18 protein-coding genes are annotated in these 23,841 nt (G+C 71.2%); 7 read left to right on the top strand and 11 right to left on the bottom strand.

Annotated elements, in window-relative coordinates; translation table 11 throughout:
- Nucleotides 1-240: 240 nt before the first annotated feature.
- From recX to AB0H21_RS17985, 3 genes are all read right to left on the bottom strand, one after another.
- Nucleotides 241-903 carry a recombination regulator RecX gene (gene recX, locus AB0H21_RS17995; protein WP_358517509.1) on the bottom strand — a complete coding sequence of 221 codons (663 nt, stop codon included), beginning with the start codon at nucleotides 901-903 and terminating at the stop codon, nucleotides 241-243.
- Between the two features lie 1,104 nt (nucleotides 904-2,007).
- Nucleotides 2,008-3,141 (bottom strand): recombinase RecA, encoded by a 1,134-nt coding sequence (gene recA, locus AB0H21_RS17990; protein ID WP_358517507.1) that lies wholly within the window; start codon nucleotides 3,139-3,141, stop codon nucleotides 2,008-2,010.
- 174 nt (nucleotides 3,142-3,315) lie between these two features.
- Complete coding sequence (locus AB0H21_RS17985; RefSeq protein WP_358517505.1) at nucleotides 3,316-3,510, bottom strand: DUF3046 domain-containing protein; 195 nt, start codon at nucleotides 3,508-3,510, stop codon at nucleotides 3,316-3,318.
- 220 nt (nucleotides 3,511-3,730) lie between these two features.
- On the opposite strand from AB0H21_RS17985, the gene AB0H21_RS17980 reads away from it, so the two are divergent.
- Complete coding sequence (locus tag AB0H21_RS17980) at nucleotides 3,731-8,404, top strand: ATP-dependent helicase (protein ID WP_358517503.1); 4,674 nt, start codon at nucleotides 3,731-3,733, stop codon at nucleotides 8,402-8,404.
- Between the two features lie 41 nt (nucleotides 8,405-8,445).
- On the opposite strand, the gene AB0H21_RS17975 is transcribed toward AB0H21_RS17980, so the two are convergent.
- Both AB0H21_RS17975 and AB0H21_RS17970 read right to left on the bottom strand, forming a co-directional pair.
- The gene (locus AB0H21_RS17975; RefSeq protein ID WP_358517501.1) at nucleotides 8,446-9,063 is read right to left on the bottom strand and encodes a M15 family metallopeptidase; all 618 of its coding nucleotides are present in this window, start codon (nucleotides 9,061-9,063) and stop codon (nucleotides 8,446-8,448) included.
- Between the two features lie 202 nt (nucleotides 9,064-9,265).
- Nucleotides 9,266-10,768, bottom strand: a complete 1,503-nt coding sequence (locus AB0H21_RS17970; RefSeq protein ID WP_358517499.1) for an ROK family protein — start codon at nucleotides 10,766-10,768, stop codon at nucleotides 9,266-9,268.
- Between the two features lie 217 nt (nucleotides 10,769-10,985).
- Here AB0H21_RS17970 and AB0H21_RS17965 point away from each other — a divergent pair, with 217 nt between their 5' ends.
- The 4 genes from AB0H21_RS17965 to AB0H21_RS17950 are packed head-to-tail and all read left to right on the top strand — an operon-like array spanning nucleotide 10,986 to nucleotide 15,720.
- Nucleotides 10,986-12,323 carry an extracellular solute-binding protein gene (locus tag AB0H21_RS17965; RefSeq protein ID WP_358517497.1) on the top strand — a complete coding sequence of 446 codons (1,338 nt, stop codon included), beginning with the start codon at nucleotides 10,986-10,988 and terminating at the stop codon, nucleotides 12,321-12,323.
- Between the two features lie 2 nt (nucleotides 12,324-12,325).
- Nucleotides 12,326-13,345, top strand: a complete 1,020-nt coding sequence (locus tag AB0H21_RS17960) for a sugar ABC transporter permease (protein WP_358517495.1) — start codon at nucleotides 12,326-12,328, stop codon at nucleotides 13,343-13,345.
- Nucleotides 13,342-14,193: a carbohydrate ABC transporter permease gene (locus tag AB0H21_RS17955; RefSeq protein ID WP_358517494.1), complete on the top strand. Its 852-nt coding sequence runs from the start codon at nucleotides 13,342-13,344 to the stop codon at nucleotides 14,191-14,193. The genes AB0H21_RS17960 and AB0H21_RS17955 overlap by 4 nt, the downstream gene beginning before the upstream one ends.
- A 45-nt stretch (nucleotides 14,194-14,238) precedes the next feature.
- Nucleotides 14,239-15,720, top strand: a complete 1,482-nt coding sequence (locus tag AB0H21_RS17950) for a glycoside hydrolase family 3 protein (protein WP_358517492.1) — start codon at nucleotides 14,239-14,241, stop codon at nucleotides 15,718-15,720.
- Between the two features lie 93 nt (nucleotides 15,721-15,813).
- Here AB0H21_RS17950 and AB0H21_RS17945 read toward each other — a convergent pair whose 3' ends face one another.
- Together AB0H21_RS17945 and AB0H21_RS17940 are read right to left on the bottom strand one after the other, a co-directional pair.
- Nucleotides 15,814-17,499, bottom strand: coding sequence for a substrate-binding domain-containing protein (locus AB0H21_RS17945; RefSeq protein ID WP_358517490.1), 1,686 nt, complete (start codon nucleotides 17,497-17,499; stop codon nucleotides 15,814-15,816).
- 182 nt (nucleotides 17,500-17,681) lie between these two features.
- Nucleotides 17,682-18,860, bottom strand: coding sequence for an ROK family transcriptional regulator (locus AB0H21_RS17940; RefSeq protein WP_358517488.1), 1,179 nt, complete (start codon nucleotides 18,858-18,860; stop codon nucleotides 17,682-17,684).
- 376 nt (nucleotides 18,861-19,236) lie between these two features.
- Between AB0H21_RS17940 and AB0H21_RS17935 the strand changes: the two genes are divergently transcribed.
- Nucleotides 19,237-19,686, top strand: a complete 450-nt coding sequence (locus AB0H21_RS17935; protein ID WP_114027184.1) for an Rrf2 family transcriptional regulator — start codon at nucleotides 19,237-19,239, stop codon at nucleotides 19,684-19,686.
- 7 nt (nucleotides 19,687-19,693) lie between these two features.
- Nucleotides 19,694-20,488 (top strand): DNA-formamidopyrimidine glycosylase family protein, encoded by a 795-nt coding sequence (locus AB0H21_RS17930; RefSeq protein ID WP_358517486.1) that lies wholly within the window; start codon nucleotides 19,694-19,696, stop codon nucleotides 20,486-20,488.
- A gap of 110 nt (nucleotides 20,489-20,598) precedes the next feature.
- Here the strand turns inward: AB0H21_RS17930 and AB0H21_RS17925 are convergent, their stop codons facing one another.
- From AB0H21_RS17925 to rimO, 4 genes are all read right to left on the bottom strand, one after another.
- Nucleotides 20,599-20,964 carry a helix-turn-helix transcriptional regulator gene (locus tag AB0H21_RS17925; protein WP_114027182.1) on the bottom strand — a complete coding sequence of 122 codons (366 nt, stop codon included), beginning with the start codon at nucleotides 20,962-20,964 and terminating at the stop codon, nucleotides 20,599-20,601.
- A 253-nt stretch (nucleotides 20,965-21,217) separates the two neighbouring features.
- Nucleotides 21,218-21,715, bottom strand: coding sequence for a nicotinamide-nucleotide amidohydrolase family protein (locus AB0H21_RS17920; RefSeq protein ID WP_358517483.1), 498 nt, complete (start codon nucleotides 21,713-21,715; stop codon nucleotides 21,218-21,220).
- Nucleotides 21,712-22,317 (bottom strand): CDP-diacylglycerol--glycerol-3-phosphate 3-phosphatidyltransferase, encoded by a 606-nt coding sequence (gene pgsA, locus AB0H21_RS17915; RefSeq protein ID WP_358517481.1) that lies wholly within the window; start codon nucleotides 22,315-22,317, stop codon nucleotides 21,712-21,714. The genes AB0H21_RS17920 and pgsA overlap by 4 nt, the downstream gene beginning before the upstream one ends.
- Entirely contained in the window at nucleotides 22,314-23,723 is a 1,410-nt protein-coding gene (gene rimO / locus AB0H21_RS17910; protein WP_358517479.1) for a 30S ribosomal protein S12 methylthiotransferase RimO, read from the bottom strand. Before rimO ends, pgsA begins: the two co-directional genes overlap by 4 nt.
- Nucleotides 23,724-23,841 lie beyond the last annotated feature (118 nt).

Here is a 23,841-nt window from a genome sequence, read left to right as displayed (position 1 = left end):
TGGCGAGCCGCCGCTACGACCTGCTGACCGCGCGGCGGGCCGGGGCCGACATCTTCCTGCGCGCTCGGTCCCCGGCCGCCGGCCGACCGCTGACCGAGCGCGGTGATCGCCACGAGGGGCGGACGTGCTTCATCCACTCACCGCTATTGACCTCGTTATGTGGCCGCGGGCGTTGCTCTGGCCGCGAGCGGGACCGCTCGCCCGGTTCGGGGTGAGGCACGGCCCGCAGGGCAGCGGGGCTCACTCCTCGAACGTGTCCGGGAAGTCGTCGCTGGGCCGGCCCTCGGCTTCGAGGGCCTCGCGGACCACTCGGTAGGCCACGCTGCCGGAGTATCCCTTGCGGGCGAGCATGCCTGCCAGGCGGCGGATGCGGGCGGCGGGTTCCAGGCCACGCGTGCCGGGGAGCTTGCGGTCTACCAGCCTGCGGGCGGTCTCCAGCTCCTGGTCGGGGCCGAGGCGGTCGATCGCCTCCCGCACGGTGTCCTCTTCGACGCCGCGTTTGCGCAGCTCGGCGGCCAGGGCACGTCCCGCGAGGCCACGCCCGGCGTGACGCGAGGTGACCCAAGCCTCGGCGAACGCCTCGTCGTCGATGAGACCGACGTCCGAGAATCTGGAGAGCACGGACTCGGCTGCTTCGTCCGGGATGTCCCTCCGGCGCAGGGCTTCGGCGAGTTGCGCCCGCGTCCGCGGCGCCAACGTCAGCAACCGCAGGCAGACGGCCCGCGCCACCGCCTCAGGATCACCCGGAGGCCCCTGAGCCGCCAGAGACCCCTCGACAGGCCCATCGAACCCCCGCCCCCGCGCCTCACGACGCCCGGCCCGCCGCTGCCCCCTGCCCTTGTGCCCTGACGCCCCTTCGAAAACCGGCCCCGCGGCCTCCCCCCGAGACTCCCCCGCCGCCATACGAGGCTCACCCGACTCAAGCGGAGAAACTCCAGGCACCGCCCAGAACTCATCGCCCCCGCCCGAAGCAACCCCGGGCACCGTCCGAGAATCCTCCGACTTCGCCGGTGGCTCGTCTGGCGGTGTCCAAGGCTCGTCTGGCGGTGTCCAAGGCTCGTCTGGCGGTGTCCAAGGCTCGGCGGGCTGTGTCCAAGGCTCGTCGGGCTGTGTCCGGGGTTCTGCCGAGTCGTCACGAGAGTCGGCCGGATCCTGGAAGCGGCCCTTCGCCTCCGGGCGAAGCCGTACTTGCTCGCCGGAGGGGTCACCGCTCTCACGCCGAAAATCCCCGAACTCGGGCGAGGACTCCCCCGGCTGCGGCCAAGCCACCCCCGCCTCGTCGTACAAACCCTCCGACCCATGATGAGAGCCGCCAGATTCCCCCCAGTCAGAACCGGACTCTTGCCGGCCAAAAGAGGAATCGGCATGGTTGTTCCGCCAGTCCTCGGGTTGCGCTCCCTCTTGTTGCGCTACCTCGGCGTGCCGGTCTTGCAGGGGTTCGGGTGGGGATTGGTCAGGTTGGGAATCTTTGGGTTGGAGTCCTTCGGGCTGGTGGGGAGGTTCTGTCGGGGTTTGGCGGAGGCTTCTTGGTTGCCAGCGTGTCGCACCTGGGTCCCAGGGGAACTTCGCCTGCTCTCGCCCAGGGTCGTCCGGCTTGCGGCGGAAGAACTCGTGAGTCTTCGACTCGTCCCAGGGAGCCGGGGTCAGAAAATCGGGACTCGGCCTGCCTTGGGTTCCCTGCGGCCTGCCTTGGGATCCGTGCGGCGAGCCTTGGGCGTCCTGCGGCCGGGCCCAGGTTCCCCGGGACCGGGCCTGATTTCCCTGCGGCCTGGCCTGGGTTCCCTGGGATCCGGCCCCCTGGGCGCCCGGGGATCGGTCTCGGGGATCTTGGAGCTGAGGGTCTTCCTCGGACGAGCGGGAGCGACGGTTTCGGTTCTGGGCGCGGCGTGGGCGGGAGCCGGTGCGTGAGGCCGGGTCCGGGGAGTCCTCTTCGATCCAGGCTCCCCAGTCCCCCGGCCTCACGCGGCCAGGGGACTCATCGCTGGCAGGCATGGGAGATCAGCTCGATCAGACGTCACCCGGCTTGGGAGCCTTGGCTCCACGGCCTGCGGCCGCCGGAGCCGACGCCGCCGCACCGCGCCCGGCGGCCACCGGAGCGGGCCCGGCCGCCGACGGAGCCGCGGGAGCCTCGGCGGGAGTGTCGAGGCGGGGCCCGACGCCGAGCTTTTCCTTGATCTTCTTCTCGATCTCGTTGGCGATGTCGGGGTTGTTCTTCAGGAAGTTGCGGGCGTTCTCCTTGCCCTGCCCGAGCTGGTCGCCCTCGTAGGTGTACCAGGCGCCGGCCTTGCGGACGAAGCCCTGCTCGACGCCCATGTCGATCAGGCCGCCCTCGCGGGAGATGCCGATGCCGTAAAGGATGTCGAAGTCGGCCTGGCGGAAGGGCGGGGCCATCTTGTTCTTCACGACCTTGACCCGGGTGCGGTTGCCGACCGGCTCGGTGCCGTCCTTCAAGGTCTCGATGCGGCGGACGTCCAGACGCACGGACGCGTAGAACTTGAGCGCCTTGCCACCCGTCGTGGTCTCGGGCGAGCCGAACATCACGCCGATCTTCTCGCGGAGCTGGTTGATGAAGATGGCGGTGGTGCCGGTGTTGTTGAGCGCGCCGGCCACCTTGCGCAGGGCCTGGGACATGAGGCGGGCCTGGAGGCCGACGTGGCTGTCGCCCATCTCGCCCTCGATCTCGGCCTTGGGCACGAGGGCCGCGACCGAGTCGATGACCAACAGGTCGATGGCACCGGAGCGGATCAGCATGTCGGCGATCTCCAGCGCCTGCTCACCGGTGTCCGGCTGGGAGACCAGCAGCGCGTCGGTGTCGACGCCGAGCTTTCTCGCGTACTCGGGGTCGAGGGCGTGCTCGGCGTCGATGAAGGCGGCGATGCCGCCCGCGCGCTGCGCGTTGGCGACGGCGTGGAGCGAGACGGTGGTCTTACCGCTGGACTCGGGGCCGTAGATCTCGACGATGCGGCCGCGGGGATAGCCGCCGATGCCGAGCGCGACGTCGAGTGCGATGGCCCCCGTGGGGATCACCTCGATGGGGGCTCGTGCGTCATCGCCGAGGCGCATGACAGAACCCTTGCCGAACTGCCGCTCGATTTGAGCGAGAGCAGTCTCAAGGGCCTTCTCGCGGTCGTTGGCTGCCATGGAGTGCCCCCTGGAGGGTGTGTCGAAGGTCTTTTTCCGTCGCTGGCAAGCTACGGGGTGCCACCGACATTTTCGCGGAGCGGGCCCACGGACGTCGGCAAGTTCAATATAGCCGAACGATTGTTCGATCTCTGCTTGACGCGGCGAACACTTCGTGCCAGGCCGCGGGCCGGGTCAGCGAAGGCGCGAGTCCACGTCGGTCACGCCGCACACGGCGTGCCAGACCTCCTTGGCGGCCACTCCTTCGTCGAGCGCCTGGGTCACCGTCCGGCCGCCCAACTCGGCGATCACATAGTCACGCGCCCAGGACTCGGCGTACTTCTCACCGAAGTGGCGGTTCATCCGGTTCCAGAAGTCCGTCAAGCGCATGCTCCCCAGTATGGTCCCCACCCGGGGCGATCGGACCACCGCCGCGCTATCAGGAGAAACGGGTCACCAGGTAACCGGCAGGGGCACCGGCCCCCGGACGACCATCCCGCTCTTCCAGCGCGGCGGCTCGCCGATTGACGGCTCGAACACCATTCGCCGCCCGATCCGCCGGGGACGGGCGGCGGCGATTTTTGTCGGTGGCGGGTTGCATGATGAGGGCATGACCGGATCCGCGCTCGACCACTTCAGCCCTGTGACCAGGCAATGGTTCACCGGTGCCTTCGCCGCGCCCACGGCCGCGCAGGAAGGGGCGTGGCGGTCGATCGCGCGCGGAGAGAACACTCTGGTGGTCGCCCCGACCGGCTCTGGCAAGACACTCGCCGCCTTCCTGTGGTCCCTCGACCGCCTGGCCGCCGAGCGGGCCGCGGAGGCGCCCGCGGAAGGCGAGGCCGAGCCGGCCGCCGAGCCCAAGGGCCGCGGGAAGGGAAGGCCCCGGCCCCCGCGCCGCTGCCGGGTCGTCTACGTCTCCCCTCTCAAGGCGCTGGCCGTCGACATCGAGCGCAACCTGCGCGCCCCGCTGGCCGGGCTCAAGCAGACCGCCCGCCGCATAGACCTGCCCGTGCCCGAGATCTCGGTCGCCGTGCGTTCGGGCGACACCTCGGCCGAAGACCGGCGCCGCTTCGCCGCGCACCCGGCCGACATCCTGATCACCACGCCCGAGTCGCTCTATCTAATGGTCACCAGCCAGGCCCGCGAGGCGTTGCGCGGGGTCGAGACCGTCATCGTCGACGAGGTGCACGCGGTGGCCGCCTCCAAGCGCGGCGCCCACCTCGCGCTCACCCTCGAACGGCTCGACGCGCTGCTGCCCTCCCCCGCGCAGCGGGTCGGCCTGTCGGCCACCGTGCGTCCCGTGAGCGAGGTGGCGGCGTTCCTCGGCGGCCCCCGGCCGACGACGGTCGTGCAGCCGCCGTCGGAGAAGGTCATCGAGGTCGACGTCGTCGTCCCCGTCGAGGACATGACCGAGCTCGACCCGGCCCCGCGCCGGTCTCCCGGGCTCGACGGCGAGGAGGCCCCCTGGCAGCCGGAGCCCGCGCCCCGGCGGTCGATCTGGCCTCACGTCGAAGACCACCTGCTCGGCCTGATCGGCTCCCATCGCTCGACGATCGTGTTCGCCAACTCGCGCCGCCTGGCCGAGCGGCTGTGCGCGCGGCTCAACGAGCTGGCGCTGGAACGCGCCATGGGCGAGGGGAACGGCCAGGGCGGCCCGCCTGCCTCCTCCGCGCCCGCGCAGGTCATGGCGCAGGCCGGGTCCGCCAAGGGTGCGATCCCCGAGATCGTCCGCGCCCATCACGGCTCGGTGTCCAAGGAGGAACGGTCGCAGATCGAGGAGGCCCTGAAGTCCGGGCGCCTGCCCGCCGTGGTCGCGACCTCCAGCCTGGAGCTCGGCATCGACATGGGCTCGGTCGATCTGGTGGCCTGCGTCGAGGCGCCGCCCAGCGTGGCCAGCGGGCTCCAGCGCATCGGCCGGGCGGGCCACCAGGTCGGCGCGGTGTCCAAGGGCGTGATCTTCCCCAAGTACCGCGGCGATCTTGTCCAGACGGCGGTGGTGTCCGAGCGCATGAAGGCCGGCCAGATCGAAGAGATGCGCTACCCGCGCAACCCTCTGGACGTGCTGGCCCAGCAGATCGTGGCGATGTGCGCGCTCGACGAGTGGACGGTCGACGAACTCGAGACCGTGATCAGGCGGGCCGCTCCCTACACCACCCTGCCCAGGAGCGCCCTGGAGGCCACGCTCGACATGCTGGCAGGCCGTTATCCGAGCGAGGAGTTCGCCGAACTGCGCCCGCGCATCGTGTGGGATCGCGTGACCGGCCGCGTCACCGGCCGTCCCGGCGCCCAGCGCCTGGCGGTGACCAACGCCGGCACGATTCCCGACCGCGGCATGTTCGGCGTCTTCCTGGCCGGCGGCGACACCGGGCGAGGTGGGCGCCGGGTCGGCGAGTTGGACGAAGAGATGGTGTACGAGTCCCGGGTGGGCGACGTCTTCCTGCTCGGCGCGACCTCCTGGCGCATCGAGGACATCACCGCCGATCGCGTGCTGGTCTCCCCCGCCCCCGGGCAGCCGGGCAAGCTGCCCTTCTGGCATGGCGACACGCCCGGCAGGCCCGCCGAGCTCGGCCGGGCGCTCGGCGCGTTCCTGCGCGCGCTCTCGCGGGGCGAGACGAGCCGCCTCGCCGAGGCCGGGCTGGACGCCTTCGCGGCTGGCAACCTCCTCGCCTACCTCGCCGAGCAGCGCGAGGCCACCGGCTACGTCCCCGATGACCGCACACTGGTGGTCGAGCGCTTCCACGACGAGCTCGGCGACTGGCGGGTCGTCATCCACACCCCGTACGGCGCCCGCGTCCATGCGCCGTGGGCGCTCGCGATCGGGCGGCGCCTGCGCGAGCGCTACGGCATGGAGATCCAGGCCATGCACTCCGACGACGGCATCGTCCTGCGCATTCCGGACACGCTGGAGGGGGCTCCGGCTGACGTCGCCGTCTTCGACCCCGACGAGCTCGAGCAGATCGTCGTCGAGGAGCTCGGCGGATCGGCGCTGTTCGCGTCGCGGTTCCGCGAGTGCGCGGGCCGCGCGTTGCTGCTGCCCCGCCGTAACCCGGCCAGGCGGTCGCCGCTGTGGCAGCAGCGCCAGCGGGCGGCCAGTCTGCTGGCAGTCGCGAGCAAGTACGGCTCATTCCCGATCGTCCTGGAGACGATGCGCGAGTGCCTCCAGGACGTCTTCGATGTGCCGGGGCTGGTGCAGATCATGCGTGACATCGCCGCGCGGCGGGTGCGCGTGGTCGAGGTCGAGACCGAGCAGGCGTCCCCGTTCGCGGCATCGCTGCTCTTCACCTACATCGGCGCCTTCATGTACGAAGGGGACGCGCCGCTGGCCGAGCGGCGGGCCCAGGCCCTGGCCCTCGACACGCGGCTGCTCGCCGAGTTGCTGGGCGAGGCCGACCTGCGCGAGCTGCTCGATCCCGACGTCGTGGCCGACACCGAACGCGAGCTCGCGCGGCTCGACCGGCCGCTGCGCGACGCCGAAGACCTCGCCGACCTGCTGAGGACGCACGGGCCTCTCCAGGCCGAGGACGTCACGGTCCGCGAGGGTGATCCCGCCTGGCTGGCCGATCTGGGGGCCGCGCGACGCGCGATCCGCGTCCGGATCGCCGGCGTCGAGCAGTGGGCCGCCATCGAGGACGCCGCCCGGCTGCGCGACGCGCTCGGCGTGCCGTTGCCGGTGGGTGTGCCGCATGCCTTCCTGGAACCCGTGCCGGACCCGCTGGCCGACCTGCTGGCCCGGCATGCCCGCACGCGTGGGCCGTTCCCGGCGGCCACCGCCGCGGCGCGGTTCGGCCTCGGCGTCGCGGTCGTGGTGGACGGGCTGCGGCGGCTGGCGTCGCCGGGCAGGGTGGTGGCGGGCGAGTTCCGGCCGGGCGGCTGGGGGGAAGAGTGGTGTGACGCGGGCGTGCTCCGGCTGCTGCGGCGCAGGTCGCTGGCCCGGCTTCGCAAGGAGGTCGAGCCGGTCCCGCCCGAGGCGCTCGGCGCGTTCTCCCCGGCCTGGCACGGCATCACCGGCGGGCGCACCGCTCGCGGCATGGACGCGCTCGTCCATGCCATCGAGCAGTTGCAGGGCGCGGCCGTGCCGGCGTCCGCGCTCGAGACGCTGATCCTCCCGACCCGGGTGCCGGGCTACGAGCCCGCAATGCTGGACGAGCTGACCGCCTCGGGCGAGGTGATCTGGTCAGGGCAGGGGTCGCTGCCGGGCGGGGACGGCTGGGTGTCCCTGTTCTTCGCCGACACCGCGCCGTTGCTGCTGCCGCCGCCCGCCGAGATCACCATGACGCCGTTGCACGAGAAGGTGCTGGAGGTCCTTGGCGGTGGAGGCGCGCTTTTCTTCCGTGATCTTTCCGGGCGGGTGGGTTCTCTGGACGACACGGCGCTCGCGGGCGCGCTGTGGGACCTGGTCTGGGCGGGCCGCGTCTCCGGGGACACGTTGGCGCCGCTGCGGGCGGCGCTCGGCTCCGGGCGACCCGCCCATCGTCCGACGTCCACCCGCAGGCGGCGGGCCGTGCTGCCGACGCGGTCGGGGCCGCCCACGGTCAGCGGGCGGTGGTGGCTGCTGCCCGAACCCTCGTCCGACGCCACCCAGCGCGCCCACGCGCAGGCCGAGGTCCTGCTCGAACGACACGGGGTGATCACCAAGGGCGCCGTCGCGGCCGAGCGGCTGACCGAGGGGTTCGCCACGGTGTATCCGGTCCTGCGGGCGTTCGAGGAGACCGGGCGGTGCCGTCGCGGCTACTTCGTCGAGGGCCTCGGGGGCGCCCAGTTCGCCCTGCCTGGCGCCGTCGACCGCATGCGCGCCCTCGCCGCCACGCTCTCCTCTGCCGCCGCGCCGCCTTCGAGGCCCCGGGCGGCCTCGAAGCCGTGGGAGAGCACATCCGCGGAAGCCCCCAATGACGAAGGATCGCGCACGCGCGCCTCGGAGCAGCGGGCGGTGGTGCTCGCGGCGACCGACCCGGCCAACCCGTACGGCGCGGCCCTGCAATGGCCGGCCCGCCCGGGAGAGGTCACGCACAAGCCCGGGCGCAAGGCGGGCGCGCTGGTGGTGCTCGTGGACGGCCGGCTGGTGCTGTACGTCGAGCGCGGCGGCAAGACCCTGCTGTCCTTCGCCGACGACGACCGGCTGAGCCCGGCGGTCGACGCGCTGGCCCTGGCCGTACGCGACGGCGCCCTGGGCAAGCTGACCGTCGAGAAGGCCGACGGCACGGCGATCGTCCACTCCCCCCTCGCCGCCGCCCTGGAGGCCGCCGGCTTCCACCCCACCCCCCGCGGCCTCCGCCTCCGCGCCTGACCGAAAGGCGTGGGTCCGGCCTGGTAAGGGCGGAGGGGCGGTCAGGAGGGGTAGGGGCGAGGGCCGTAGAGGGCGGTGGGGGTGTTGGTGGTCAGGGCCCAGTAGCGGTCGCCGTAGGACCAGTGCCACCACTCGGTGGGGTAGTTCACCAGGCCGGCGCTTTCGAGGGCGCTGCCGAGGATCTTCCGGTGGTCGCGGGCCTCGGCCGAGATGTTGGGCGCGGCCGTGTAGCAGGCGCCGTCACTCTGCTCGGGGGTGGCGTTCACCGGGGTGCCCATGTCGAGCGCGGTCCCGTCGTCGGTGGCCAGCGTCAGGTCCACCGCGGCACCCGCGGTGTGCGGCGCGACCTCGACCGGGGACACGTACCGGCTGGCGGCCACATGCAACTCCGCGGGCGACATTTCTGGATATGTCACCCGGAGCTCGTCCTTGTACTCCTCGAAAATCCGCTTCTGGAGCGCCACGGGACGGTAGCCCTCGACCACGAGCAGCCGGTACCCGAACGGGAGCGCCCGCTGGGCGTCCACGAGCCGGGCCAGCACGCCCTCCCGCAGGTGCGCGAAGGCGCCCTGCGGGTCGGCCAGCATGCCGTCGACCGCCAGGACGCCCCGGACGTCGACCAGAGCCTCCCCGTTCTCCTCCACGGCGATCGAGGTCACGCGAGGGTCAGAAATCAGCACGATGTCATGCACGACGAGCAAGTCTCGCACAAGGCGACATCCACGCATGGGTCAGGACTCGGCAAAACGCGCACCCCGACTGTGAAAGCCCTGGGCGTAGGTCGACCGGCGCCCCCGGCGCCGGTACTTCCCGTCCCCAACGCGGAGAATTCGCCGCGAAGGGAAGGCGCGGACGCGGGGATCAGGTGTCCACGGTGCTGCTGAAGACTTCTTCCCGGGCTTGTTCCAGGGCTGCGGTTACGGCGCCCCTCAGGACGGGGTTGCCTTTGACTTCGGTGACCGTCACTCGGGGGCGGCTGGGGCAGATTTCGGCTACCGCCTTTTCGATCCTGCCGGCGAGGGCGCGCCCGCCCGCGCGGCCGACGTCGCCGCTGAGAACGACCAGCCCGGGGTCGAGCACGACGGTGACGGCCGCGACGCCGATCGCCAGCCGCCGCGCCAGCTCGTCCAGGAAGTCCTCCTGACCGGCCGCGACGGCCGCGGACACGAGTTCGGCGGAGGACTGCGCGGCGCGGCGCGGCGGGTGGGTACCGGGAAGGTCGGGGACCTCGTCGGGGACCTCGTGGGAAACGGCAAGAGCCGGGACGGCGGGAAGGCCGGGAACCTCGGGGACGTCGTGCGAACCGGAGAGGGCGGGGGCACCCGGGACGTCCTGAGCGGCGGCGAGACCGTGGGCGGCGGGCCGCCCGTGGGTGGCGGACACGCGCTGGGAATCGGACACTCCCTGCGCAGCCGACGCGTCCTGGGTGGCCGACCCGTCCTGCGTAACCGGCACGCCCTGCGCAGCCGAGATGTCCTGGGTAGCCGAGCCGTCCTGGGTGGCCGGCACGTCCTGGGCAGTGGGGAGGCCGTGGGTGGTGGCGAGTTCGGTTACGGCGGCGGTGCCCACCAGCCGTTGGAAGGAGCCGGACTGCGGCTCGTTGACGTCGATGGGCAGCGGCTCGCCGGGCACCGGGAGCCAGCCGATCTCGCCCGCACCTCCGGTGAACCCGCGGTGCAGACGGGACCCGAGCATGACGCCGAGCCCCTGCCCGACCCCGGCCCAGACGAGGACGAAGTCATCGACCCCGCGCGCCACGCCGTACGCGTGCTCGGCCAGCGCGGCGAGGTTCACATCGTTCTCGATCATGACCGACGACCCGAACGTGGCCCGCAGGTCGTCGAGCACTCCGGCGTGCCAGGAGGGCAGGTCGAAGGAGAAGCGCACGTCGCCCGTGCGCGGGTCGACGACGCCGCGGGTGCCGATGACCAGCGCGCGCAGCCGGGACAGGCTGACGTTGGCCGAGTCGCACACGCGGCGCACCGCGTTGTGCACGGTCTTGGCGGGCTCGCCGCTCTCTTCGGGGTCGACGGTCACCTCGGCGATGATCTCGCCGGTGATGTCCGCGACGCCCGCGGTGACACTTTCCGGTAACACTTCGAGCCCCACGACGTACGCACTGGAGGGGACCACCGCGTAGAGCGCGGCGTTGGGCCCGCGGCCGCCGGGGCGTTCTCCCGAGACGGCCACGAGCCCCCGGTCCTCCAGCCGCGCGAGGAGCTGACCGGAGGTGACCTTGGAAAGTCCTGTGTACTCCCCCAGTTCGGCCCGGGTCAGCGGGCCTTTGGAGAGCAATAGTTCCAGCGCGGCGCGGTCGTTGAGCTGACGCAGTAGCCGGGGTGTCCCGGGGTGTCGTCTGGGCATGGGGTCGGGCCCCTCTCGTCACGATCCGCTAACGGGCGTTTCTTTTAAGAAAGTTTCTTGTTAGTTTAGCGGCAGTCACCCCGCAGGCAAGCGATCAGGCCTCGGGATGTCGAGCGCAGAGCACGAGGATGGCGCCCTTCGCCAGGTACACGGCACCTGACGTGCACCTTTAGATGAGCGCGAGCCCGACGCGAAGCCGAGAAGGGAGAACCCAAACGTGAAATTCGGAAAGATCGCTGCCACGACGGCCACGACCGCCGTTCTCGCCATTGGTGTCGCCGCGTGTGGTGGTGGCAGTGAGCCCGCCAAGACCGAAGCCCCCCAGGCGTCGGCGGCCGCCTCCGGTCCCAAGTTCGCCGGCCAGACCCTCACCGTCTGGCGGCTGGGCGCGCCCAACGACGTCCAGACCAAGTACATGACCGACCTGGACGCCAAGTTCAAGGAGGAGACCGGCGCCGAGGTCAACCTCCAGTGGATCCCGTGGCCGGACGCGCAGAAGAAGTGGACCGCCGCGCTGGCCGGCGGCGAGGGCCCGGACGTCACCGAGTTCGGCAACGACCAGGTCGCCGCGTGGGTCGCCCAGGACGCCCTGGCGGACATCACGGAGATCACCAAGTCCACCCCGGACTTCCAGCAGATCCCGCAGAACCTGTGGGGCTACGAGACCATCGACGGCAAGATCTATGCCGCGCCGTGGGGGGGCGGCACCCGCGCCGTTCTATACCGCAAGGACTGGTTCGACGAGCTCGGCATCCAGCCGCCCAAGACCTGGGACGAGCTGGTGGCCGCAGGCAAGAAGATCGTCGAGAAGAAGGGCAAGGACGTCGACGGCTTCGCCTTCAACGGCGGGTCCGACGCCAACATGTCGCTGTCGCCCTTCGTCTGGTCGGCCGGCGGCGACTTCGCGGCCTTCGAGGGCGGCAAGTGGGTCGGCAAGCTGACCGAGCCCGGCTTCAAGGAGGGCTTCCAGTTCTACACCGACCTGGTCGCCAAGGACGGGGTGTCCGGTAAGGGCCGCCTCAGCCAGAACTCGGTGGACATCGCCCAGCGCTTCGCCGCCGGCAAGGTCGGCATGTACGTGACCGGCGGGTGGGACATCGCCACCATCAAGGAGCAGAGCAAGGGCAAGGTGGGAGAGGACAAGATGGCCTTCTTCTCCCTGCCCAACAAGGAGGGCAACGGCCCGGCCCCGGCCTTCCAGGGCGGCAACGACATCGCCATCTGGAAGGACGCCAAGAGCCCCGAGCTCGCCGCCGAGTACCTGAAGCTCGCCGCCGGCAAGGAGTTCGGCACGCGGTACGCCAAGGACGGCGGCCTGCTGCCGCTGTACCCGGACGCCCTGGCCGAGTTCGCCAGCGACCCGGTCCAGGCGCCGTTCGCCGAGACCTTCAAGGTCGCCAAGGGCTTCCCGGCCTCCCCGAACTGGGCCGAGGCCAACGACACCAAGGCCGTGCTCCAGAACGCGGCCCGCGCCGTCATCGAGGGCCAGAAGAACGTCGACACGGCCCTCGCCGACGCGAACACCGAGCTCGAGACCATCCTGAACCAGCAGTAATGATGGCGCAGACGTCAACGGTCGCCCGGGACGGAGGCAACCCCTCCGCCCCGGCGCGGCGCCGTTCCCACCAGCCGCCGCCCCGCCGTAGCGGGCTCCCCACCTGGGTCGTCCCCTACGTGCTGCTCGTCCCGGGTCTCCTGGTCATCGCGATCCTCCTGCTCTACCCGCTGTACCAGATGGTCGACATGTCCTTCCACAAGGTGGGACTGCGCCAGATCCGGCCCAACCCGCAGCCCGCCGAGTTCCTCGGGGCGCAGAACTACTCCGACGTCCTCGCCTCGGACCTGTTCTGGACCTCGCTGCGCAACACCGTCGTGTTCGCCGTGGTCACCGTCGCGCTGACGCTGATCCTCGGCACGCTGGTCGGCCTGCTGCTGAACAAGCTCGGGCGCAAGATGTCGACGTTCCTCGTGGTCGGCATCATGGCCGCCTGGGCCACCCCGCCCACCGCCACGGCGATCATCTGGAAGTGGCTGTTCGACTCCGACGCGGGCGTGGTGAACTGGTCGCTCAACCTCCTGCCCGACGGCCTGTCCAACCTGATCTTCGGACGGTCGGACTGGTCGGGCCAGCCCTGGCTGAACGCCCCCTCGACGATCTACGTCGTGCTGGTCATCGCGGTCGTCTGGGCGTCGTTCCCGTTCATCGCGGTGTCGGTGCTGGCGGGTCTCAAGAGCATCCCGTCGGAGCTGTACGAGGCCGCGCGGGTGGACGGGTCGTCGGCGGCAGTCACGTTCAGGAAGATCACCTTCCCGCTGCTGAAGCCGGTGTTCTCCGTCCTGCTGGTGCTCTCGATCATCTGGGACTTCAAGGTGTTCACCCAGCTATACGTGCTGGCCGGCGGCACCACCAACCGGGAGGCGTTCAACCTGTCGCTGTGGGCCTACACCGAGGCGTTCAGCGCGCCTCCGAAGATGGGCTTCGGCGCCGCCATCGCGGTCATCCTGACCGTCATCATGCTCGTCATCACGGCCGTGTACGTCCGGCAGATCGTGCGAACGGAGGCGGACGTGCGATGAAGCCGCAAACCGTCAAGCGGGTCAAGGCGTCCGGGCTGAACACCGCCGCCATCGTGATCTTCCTGTTCGCGGTGTTCCCCGTCTACTGGATGGTCGCGACCGCGTTCAAGCCCAACGACGAGATCTTCACCACCCGGTTCATCCCGTTTCCGCTCGCGCCGACCATGGACCACGTGTCGCGGGTGCTCACCCAGGGCGTGGCGGGCCACTCCATCTGGCGCTACCTGTCCAACAGCGCCATCGTCGCACTCGGCACGGTGCTGATCGGCGCGGTCTTCGCGCTGCTCGCCGCCACCGCCGTGTCGCGTTTCCGCTTCCGGTTCCGCACGAGCTTCCTGATCCTCCTGCTGATCGTGCAGATGGTGCCGGCCGAGGCGCTGCTGATCCCGCTGTTCCTCATGGTCAAGCGGCTCGGACTGTACGACCAGCTCGTCGGGCTGATCATCGTGAACGTGGGCTTCACGCTCCCGTTCGCGATCTGGATGCTGCGGACGTTCGTCGCCGCGGTGCCCAAGGAGCTGGAGGAGGCGGCGGCCATCGACGGCGCCGGCCGCTTCGTCACCTTCTGGAGGGTGCTCTTCCCGCTGGTCGCCCCCGGCCTGGTGGCGACGAGCATCTTCTCGTTCATCACCGCGTGGAACGAGCTCGTCTTCGCGCTGACGCTGATCAACGACCAGGGCAACTACACGATGCCCGTCGCGTTGCAGTTCTTCACCAGCCAGCGCTCGACGGACTGGGGCGGCATCATGGCCGCCTCGACGCTGATGACCATCCCGGTCATCGTCTTCTTCCTGCTGGTGCAGCGGCGCATGGTCTCCGGTCTGGTCGCCGGCGCCGTGAAGGGCTGACGTTCCCCGCCTTCCCACCTTTGAGCTAAGGAGTCGAATATCGCCATGTCTGAGTTCTCCGCGGGCGCGTCCTCCCAGGGCGAGTTCTCTGTGGACGGCGATCGGGGTCTGCACCGCCTCGCGGCCGGAACGCTGCTCGCGGCCTTCCCCGGCACCACCGCTCCCGACTGGATACTTGATGAGCTCGCCGGCGGTCTCGGCGGCGTCACGCTCTTCGGGTTCAACGTCGAGGGGCCCGAACAGCTTCTCGCCCTGACCAGCCGGCTCCGCGGCGCGGGCGACCCGGTCATCTCCCTTGACGAGGAAGGAGGCGACGTCACCCGGCTCGCCTACCACGTCGGCAGCCCGTACCCGGGCAACGCGGCGCTCGGGGCCGTGGACGACGTCGAGCTGACCCGCCGGGTGTATCGCGCGATCGGCGACGACCTCGCCCGGTGCGGTATCAATCTGGACATGGCTCCGGACGCGGACGTCAACACGGCGGACGACAACCCCGTCATCGGCACCCGTTCGTTCGGATCCGATCCCGGCCTGGTGTCGCGGCACACCGTGGCCGCCGTGGCGGGGCTCCAGGACGCGGGCGTGGCGGCCTGCGTCAAGCACTTCCCGGGGCACGGCGCGACCCGCCAGGACTCCCACCTGGAGATCCCCATGGTCGACGTCTCCCGCGAGGTCCTGTGGGAGCGCGAGCTGGTGCCGTTCAGGGCCGCGATCGAGGCGGGCACGAAGTCCGTCATGACCGCTCACGTGCGCGTGCCCTACCTGACCGGTACGGACCCCGCCACGCTCTCGGCCCCCGCGTTGACCGAGCTCCTCAGGGGTGAGCTCGGATTCGACGGCGTGGTGATCTCCGACGCCCTGGACATGCACGCGATCACCAAGAGCGTGGGGCTCGGCGGGGGCGCGGTGCTCTCGCTGGCCGCGGGGTCGGACCTGCTGTGCCTCGGCCCGCTGCCGACGCGCGAGCAGATCCAGGAGGTCAAGGCCGAGATCGTGGCGGCCGTGCGCGACGGGCGGCTGCCGCTGGCCCGCCTGGAGGAGTCCGCCGAGCGCGTCGCCCGGCTGCGCGGCTGGTTCTCGCTGCCGCGCGAGGTCCCTCGGGACGGCAACGTGATCGGCCTCACCGCCGCCCGCCGCGCGGTGAGCGTGTCCGGCACGGCAGCCCCTCTGGTCAACCCGTTCGTGGTCGAGGTCGAGACCCCGCCCACGATCGCGGTCGGCGACGTGCCGTGGGGCTTCGCCCCGTGGCTGCCGGACGCCGAGATCGCCCGGGTCAAGCCGGACGACGCCGACGCGACGAGCCTGCTGGAACGGGCCATCGGGCGCTCGCTGGTCATCGTGGTGAAGGACGCGCACCGGCACCGGGCGAGCCAGGACATCGTCTCGGCGCTGCTGGCCGGACGGCCGGACGCGACCGTCGTGGAGATGGGCCTGCCGATCTGGCGCCCGCCGGCGGCGACCTACATCGCGACCTACGGCGCCGCCCGCGCCAACGCCCAGGCCGCCGCGGAACTCTTCTCGGCCTGACCTCCGCCCGGCCCCCGCGGACCCGGCCCCGGTGCGTGTCGAGAAGGACGCCGCGCACCGGGGCCGTTCAACGCCCACGGGGCGACGGCCGTGTCAGCGCAGGTCGCACGTGGGTGGAGACGGCTGCGGCGGCGTCGGGCAGGCGGCGAACCCCGCCTGGCCGAGCCGCGAGGCCGCGATCGAGTGGTCCCGCACGAACGTGAAGAAGGCGTCCGTCAGGGATCCCTGCTTGGGGTCGCCCACGGTGTAGAGGTACTCCACCGTCCAGTACGGGTAGCCGGGCCGGGAGGTCGCGTAGTCGAACTCCTGGCCGTCCAGGGTCAGCGCCGTGATCGCGTTGTCGACGGCGCCGTCCTGGCGCGCCTTCCTGATCGAGTCCAGGTCGGCGTACCCGATGGCGCCGGCACCCTTGGCCACCGCCTCGATGACCTTCTGGTTGTTCGCCTGCTCGCAGCGGATCACGGGCGTGTCGGAGGGACGGGTCTTCGCCAGGCAGTCGTCCGAGGTGAGCGACGGCTCGCCGAAGCCGAGCACGTGCTTCTCGAACACCTCCCGGGTGCCGGAGGCGTAGCCGCGCCCGACGATCCTGATCGGCAGGTCTCCGGCCTTCGCGCCGGGGACCTGGTTCCAGTTCGTCCAGGTGCCCTTGTAGATCTTGCGCAGGTCCTCTACGCCTATCGTGGTCAGGCCCACCCCGCGGTTCACCACTACCTTGAACACGACGATCGCGACCTTCTGGGCGCGCAGCCGTGACGTGGCGGCCAGGCTCTTGCCGTCCGACAACGCGACGACCTCCGGTGACTGCCCAGGGGCGGACGCCCCCACGTCCCGGACGCCGTCGAGAGAGCCGTTCGCCAGCGTGTCGATCCGCGCGTCGCCGCACGTCTTGACGTACTCGTCCCGGATCGCCACCAGCGCCGGCATGAACGCGCTGGAGCCCTCGACCCGCAGATGGCCGGATGCGCACCCCACCGTCGAATCGCCGGACCTGGCGGCTATCTGGCTCACCACCAGCACGATGGTCAGCAGGGCGGCCAGCGCGCCGCTGACCCTGGGCAGGGTGAGGCGGCGGGTGTCGCCCTCGTCCTTGATCAGGCCGTTGTCCTTGAGCCTGCCCCCGTGGGCGAGGTCCTTGGTGATCTCGTCGCCGTAGTTGGACGGCGGCTCGCGCAGGACGACGACGAGCTTGGCCTTCTGCCCGCGCCGCAGGGACAGCCCGTCCATCCACACGCCGTACCAGTGCGGCTCGGCGGCGTCCTGGCCGGTAGGAGCGCGCAGGAGGCGGCCCATCCTCTCGGCGAGCCGTCCGCGGACGGTGAGGAGGTTGTCGCGGGCGGCGCGGCCGTCGTCGGCGAAGAAGCGCAGCGCGTTCCTCAACTCCTCGCGCAGCGCGGTGTTGCTCGCCTCGGAAATGCGGGCGTTCCAGACGACGCGCCCGCCGAAGGTGAACGACAGCGGCTTGGCGAAGTCCTCGGGGTCGATGTCGTAGCTGCCGCTGTTGCGGATGCGGATGACGACCACGCTCATCCGGTCGAGCAGGCGCACGACCTGGCGTAACTGGCGGGGCCCGGAGTCGGCGGGGTCGGCGCCGTCGTGCAGCCGCTCGGGCCCGATGCCGATCTTGGAGTTGTACAGCACGCGGAAGCCGAGGCGTTTGCGCCGCACCAGCAGCCGATCGACGAAGGGGGCGGCGACGAACAGGGCGATACCGAACAGGACCGCACCGGCGCCATCGCCGAGGAAGCCCACGAATCGCTCCAGCCACCCCAGTGCGTCCACCAGGCCCTCCCTCGCAACCTGGTTCAATTCTGGCGACAGCACCGCATACACCTGGAGCGTCGCGGATCAGTTCACGCGGAGTTCCCCTGGCGGACATCTACCGGCCCGAAAGTGATCAGCCGCGTGTCAGGGAACGCGGAAACCCGCCGTCAAAGAACGCCCGGCCGTGCACAGCCGGGGCCTCAGGACGCGAAAAGCTCCTCACGGGCACGCTCCAACGCAGCGAGAATGGCCCCGCGCAGCACCGGCCGGACCTTGACCTCGCTCACCACGACCTCGGGCCGGATCGGGCAGATGCGCGCCACGGCCTCCTCGACCCGGTAGGTCAGCGCGGCGCCGCCCGCCCGGCCGACCTCGCCGTTCAGCACGACCAGCGAGGGGTCCAGGACGACGCACACCGACGCGACGCCGAGCGCCAGGCGGTGGGCGAGCTCGTCCAGGAACGCCGAGCCGGCCTCGCCGCTCTCGACGGCCGCGCGGACGGCGTCGGCGGCCGAGCGGCCTGGGAAGCCCTGCCGCTCGGCGAGCTCGGCCACGGCCTCGGCGCTGATGAGGGACTGCAGGCCGCCCGCCAGCGACGGCATCCGCCCCGGCACCGCCTTGACGTCCCCCGCCAGGGGCACGCCCGGCACCGGCAGGTAGCCGATCTCGCCCGCGGTGCCCGACCGGCCCCGGTGCACCCGCCCGCCGAGGAAGACGGCGAGGCCGACGCCGCGCTCGACCCACAGCAGGACGAAGTCGTCGACGTTCTTGGCCGCGCCCTCGGAACGCTCGGCGATCGCGGCGAGGTTCACGTCGTTCTCGATCGTGACGGGCCGCCGCAGGTCGCGGGCGAGGGCCTGGTGACTGCCCTCGTGCCAGCCGGGCAGGTCGAAGGAGAACCGGACGTCGCCGCTGCGCGGGTCGACCACGCCGGGCGTGCCGATGACGATGCCCTTGAGGCGCGACAGGGCGACCTTGCCCGAGCGGCAGGCCTTCACGACCGCGTTGTGGACGAGCGCGACGGGGTCGTCGTGCCCATTGGTGGAAACCGACACTTCTGCCACGATTTCCCCGTTGATATCGGCGATCGCGGTGGTCACCGAATCAGGACCCACGTCGAGCCCCGCGACATACGCGGAAGAGGCGATCACGCCGTAAAGGGCCGCATTGGGCCCCCGGTTCCCGGCCTGTTCTCCGACCACCTCGACGAGCCCGCGCTCCTCCAGCCGCGAGAGGGTCTGAGAGGCGGTGACCTTGGACAGGCCGGTCATGTCGCCGATCTGTCCCCTGGTCAGCGGGCCCGAGGAGAGCAGCAGCTCCAGCGCGGCCCGGTCGTTGATCTCCCGTAGCAACCTGGGCACGCCAGGACGTCGCTCCATCGCATGCTCTCTTGTCGTCGGTCCCCGTTTGGATTTATCACAAACCAGCGGCGTGGTGTGACACAACCATTCCTCAGTAAAGCTTCCTGCCAGTTTAGCGGCACCGCAGGTAGGGGACGGCTCCGGCGGCACGCCGCGCGCGCTCCATTTCCCCAGAGGCCCGCGGAGCGCCCGCCGCCCGCCATGACCCCTGATCGCCCCAGGGGGTCCCCTAACGCCGGGCGGGCGTCCCCGTGAAGCGGATCGGCCGCACACCGGTCACCCGGCGGGCCGGCACGGTCACGGCCGGTGTTCCGACCGTACCTTTCTCAGATCATCTGCCTGTTGTGGTGCGGTTGCGGCTAACCACGCTTTAGCAGGCGGGATAATCGATAACATGCGTCTTTCCGCCCGTGTCGACTACGCCCTCCGCGCCGCCGCCGAGCTGGCCGCCTCCGGCAGCGGTCCCACCACCGTGGGCGAGCTCGCCAAGGAACAGGAAATGCCCCCCAAGTACCTGGAGAATATCTTGCTCCAGATGCGCCGGGCCGGGCTGGTCCGCGGCCAGCGGGGCCCCGAGGGCGGGTACGTCCTGGCCAGACCGGCCACCGAGATATCCCTGGCCGATGTGATCCGCGCCGTGGACGGTCCGCTGGCCAACGTCCGGGGCGAGCGCCCCGAGCACGTCGGCTACCGCGGAGCCGCCCGCTCCTTGCAGCAGGTGTGGATCGCCCTGCGCGCCAGCGAGCGCGCCATCCTCGAGGAGGTCACCCTGGACCAGATCGCCTCCGACAGCCTGCCCCATCGCGTGATGGAGCTCGCCGCGGACCCGGCGGCCTGGGACTGAGCGTGCCATGCCCGAGGGCGACGCGGTCTACCGGACGGCGGTCACGCTGCGGGCCGCCCTCGACGGCCGGGTGCTGACCCGGTCGGACTTCCGCGTGCCCCGGTACGCCACCGCCGACCTCGCCGGGCGATCCGTCCTGACCACCGTTCCCCGGGGCAAGCACCTGCTCACCCGGGTCGAGGGCGGGCTGACCGTCCACACCCACCTGCGCATGGACGGAACCTGGCGCGTCCAGCCCGCGGGGACCCGCCCGCCGGGCGGCCCGGACGCCGTCCGGCTCGTGCTCGCCAACGCGCGGTGGCAGGCGGTGGGGATCAAGCTCGGCATGGTCGACCTGCTGGCGACCGCGCACGAGGACCGGGTGGTCGGGCATCTGGGGCCCGACCTGCTCGATCCCGGCTGGGAGGACGGGCACGCGGCGCGGGCGGCGCGCAACATCGCGGCGCGTCCCGAGGTGATGATCGGAGAAGCGCTCCTGGACCAGCGCAACGTGGCGGGAATCGGCACGATCTGGCGCGCCGAGACGCTGTTCCTGTCGGGGATCTCGCCGTTCACGCCCGCCGGGGACGTGCCGGACCTGACGAAGATGATGACGCTCGCCCACCGCCTGCTGGAGGCGAGCAAGGACGAACGGGGAGGCCCGCTGACGACGGGCGACCGGCGCCCGGGGAGGCGCCTGTGGGCGTACGGCCGGGCCGGGAGGCCCTGTCTTCGCTGCGGGGGGAAGGTGGTCGGCGGCGAGCTCGGGACACAGCCATACGAACGTGTGGTCTTTTACTGTCCCGCCTGCCAGCCGCGTTGAACACGCCGACCCACCGGGTGCGGCGTCCGGGACGTCAGGACACAGCCCATCGCGAATTCACGGCGTCGTGACGGGCCGCGGGTCAGGACGGAAAGGGGGCGACCGCGGACCTACGCGGCGACCATGTCCTTGACTTCGGGGAAACCGTCGAACTCTGGGCCCGAGATCGTGGTGGAGACGGTCTCGGCGATGGGAAGACGCTCGTGCTCGGGCGCATCGGCCAGCACGGGCGCGTGTTGAAGCTCGGCCAGCGCGAACTGGTCGGACACCTCGCGGAGCACCTGCGAAAGAGGCACGCCCAAGGCGCCGCAGATCGACGCGAGCAGCTCGGAGGACGCTTCCTTCTGACCGCGTTCAACCTCGGACAGGTAGCCAAGGGAGACACGGGCCAGTGTGGAAACCTCACGCAGGGTGCGTGCCTGCCGCACCCGCAGCCGCCGCAGCACGTCACCGAGCAGCTGACGCAGCAGGACCATCTGTCGCTCCCTCCCGGGCGCAGGCGCCTTCACGACACTCCGCGCGGTCGGTTCGTATCGCCCGTTCTTCGGATGCCCTTCGTACATGCTCCTCGCCGTCATCATTGGTTGGCTCGGCGCCTTCGCCGGGCGCTCGCCGGACCTGCTCCTCACCGATGGGTCACGGACCTCACTCACAGCTCCACCGTACCCGCATCGACCAACAGGGCGGCAGACCGTGACGAGCATGTTCGCTGGTGACGTAACGCGGTAATCATCCGGAATGTTCCCCCACATCGGCCTCCAGCACACCTCGCAGGAGATCCAAACCCTCCCGCACAGTACTTTTGCGGATCTCTTCCCTGGATCCCGAAAGAACCACGTCTCGCCCCCAGATTCGCCCATCCGGTCCCCCCACGGCGATGTGGACGGTGCCGACCGGCCGCCCGTCCTGAGGGTCGGGCCCCGCCACCCCCGTGACCGCGAGGCCGTAGGTCGCGCCGGTCAGCCGGCGCACCCCGGCCGCCATCGCGGAGGCGACCTCCGGGTGCACCGCTCCCTCCCGATCGAGTAGATCTTCCGGGACGTCCAGCAGGCCGGCCTTCAGCTCGGTCGCGTAGGCGATCACCCCGCCCCGGAACGCGGCCGAGGCCCCGCTCGGCGTGGTGAGCGTGGCGCCGATGAGGCCGCCGGTCAGCGACTCGGCCACCGCGACCGTCGCCCCCCGGCGGACCAGGAGGGACAGGACCTCGGCGGCGAGCGCCGCGCTCATCCTCCCCGCGCCTTCTGGGCCACCTTGCGCAGCCGTACGGCCCTGACGACGTAGTCGGCCCCGGTGACCACGGTGACGGCCAGCGCGGGCCCCATGACGGCCCAGCGCAGCGGCCCGGGCACGCCGGGCAGGACGTACAGGGCGATGGCGGTGATCTGCAGGACCGTCTTGACCTTGCCGCCGTAGCTCGCCGGGATGATGCCGTGCCGGATCACCGCGAAGCGCAGCGCCGTCACCCCGGCCTCCCGGACGAGGATCGCGCCGGTCACCCACCAGGACACCTCGTCCAGCAGCGACAGCGTGACCAGCGCCGCGCCGATCAGCGCCTTGTCGGCGATCGGATCGGCGATCTTGCCGAAGTCGGTGATCAGCCCGTACCGGCGGGCCAGCCAGCCGTCGAGCTGGTCGGTCAGCGAGGCGAGTAGGAAGACCACGAGCGCGGTCCACCGCCCCCCTGTGCCGTCCACGAACATGCAGACGACGAAGAACGGGACGACCACGAGCCGGAGGACGGTCAGCACGTTGGCGATGTTCCACGGGCTGACGCGCCGAGCCGCGGAGGAAGCGATCGGCTCGGTGCCGGCCTCCGGCTGGTTCGTCATGGCGAGGCCTTGATGCGGGCGATCAAATCGACCCCCTCGGCGTCCACGACCGTGGCGCGCACGATCTGGCCGGGGAACAGGCCGATGCCCTGGACGGTCACCGAACCGTCCACCTCGGGCCCTTGGTGGGCCGCGCGGCCCTCGTAGCCGCCGTCGCCGAGGTCCTCCTCGATGAGGACCTCGACCTCGGTGCCGATGCGCTCCTCGGCCCGCTGGGCGGTCAGCTCCTCGGCGAGCTCGGTCAGCGCGGCGACCCGCTCGTCGATCGTCTCCTGGTCCAGCTTGCCCCCGAGGCGGGCGGCCTCGGTGCCGTCCTCGTCGGAGTAACCGAAGACGCCGGCGACGTCCAGCCGGGCCTCCTCCAGGAAGCCGGCCAGCTCGGCGAACTCGGCCTCGGTCTCGCCGGGGAACCCGACGATGAAGTTGGAGCGCACGCCCGCCTCGGGCGCGTGCTCGCGGACGGCCGCCAGCAGGTCCAGGAAGCGGCGGGGATCGCCGAAGCGGCGCATCCTGCGCAGGACCGTCCCGCTGGCGTGCTGGAACGACAGGTCGAAGTACGGGGCCACACCGGGGGTGCCGGTGATGACCTCCAGCAGGCCCGGACGCAGCTCGGCGGGCTGCAGGTAGCTCACCCTGACCCGCTCGACGCCCTCGACGGCGGCCAGGCGCGGCAGGAGCTTCTCCAGGGCCCGCAGGTCGCCGAGGTCCTTGCCGTAGGAGGTGGAGTTCTCACTGACCAGGACGAGCTCCTTCACCCCCTGACCGGCGAGCCACGCGGCCTCGGCCAGCAGGTCCTCCGGAGCGCGCGAGACGTAGGCGCCGCGGAACGCCGGGATCGCGCAGAAGGAGCAGCGGCGGTCGCACCCCGAGGCGAGCTTCAGCGGGGCCATGGGGCCGCCGGAGAGCCGCTTGCGGAGCGTACGGGGGCCGCTGGCGGGCGCCACGCCGTCGGGCAGGGCGTCACCGTGGCCGGGGACGGCGGTCGTGGCCGCGGAGCGCTCGACCGGGGTGATGGGCAGCAGCGTGCGGCGGTCGCGCGGGCTGTGGGCGCCGAGGGGCCTGCCCTCCAGCACATCGTCCAGCCGCGCGCCGATGTCGGCGTAGTCGTCGAAGGAGATGACGGCGGAGGCCTCGGGCAGCGCGTCCGCGAGCTCCTTGCCGTAGCGCTCGGCCATGCAGCCCGCGGCGACCACCTTGGCCCCGGAGTCGGACGCGGCGAGCAGCGTGTCGATGGAGTCCTTCTTCGCCGAGTCGATGAAGCCACAGGTGTTCACGACGATGACGTCGGGATCATCGTCGGCGAGGCTCCACCCGGCGGCCTCCATGCGCGCGGCGAGCTCCTCGGAGTCGACCTCGTTGCGCGCGCAGCCCAGTGTGATCAGCGATGCGGTTCGGCGGGAAGACATGATGGACTCTACGGTATCGGGAGTTGGCCACCATCTGACGCACTCCCCCCGTACTCGCGCGCGCGAACGGGCCGCGCGGCCACCGGTGATCATCATGGGCGGGCCGCGCGGATCGGAC

Source organism: Sphaerisporangium sp. NPDC051011, assembly GCF_040653595.1.
GTDB lineage: Bacteria > Actinomycetota > Actinomycetes > Streptosporangiales > Streptosporangiaceae > Sphaerisporangium.
This window is presented reverse-complemented; position numbering and strand designations above follow the sequence as displayed.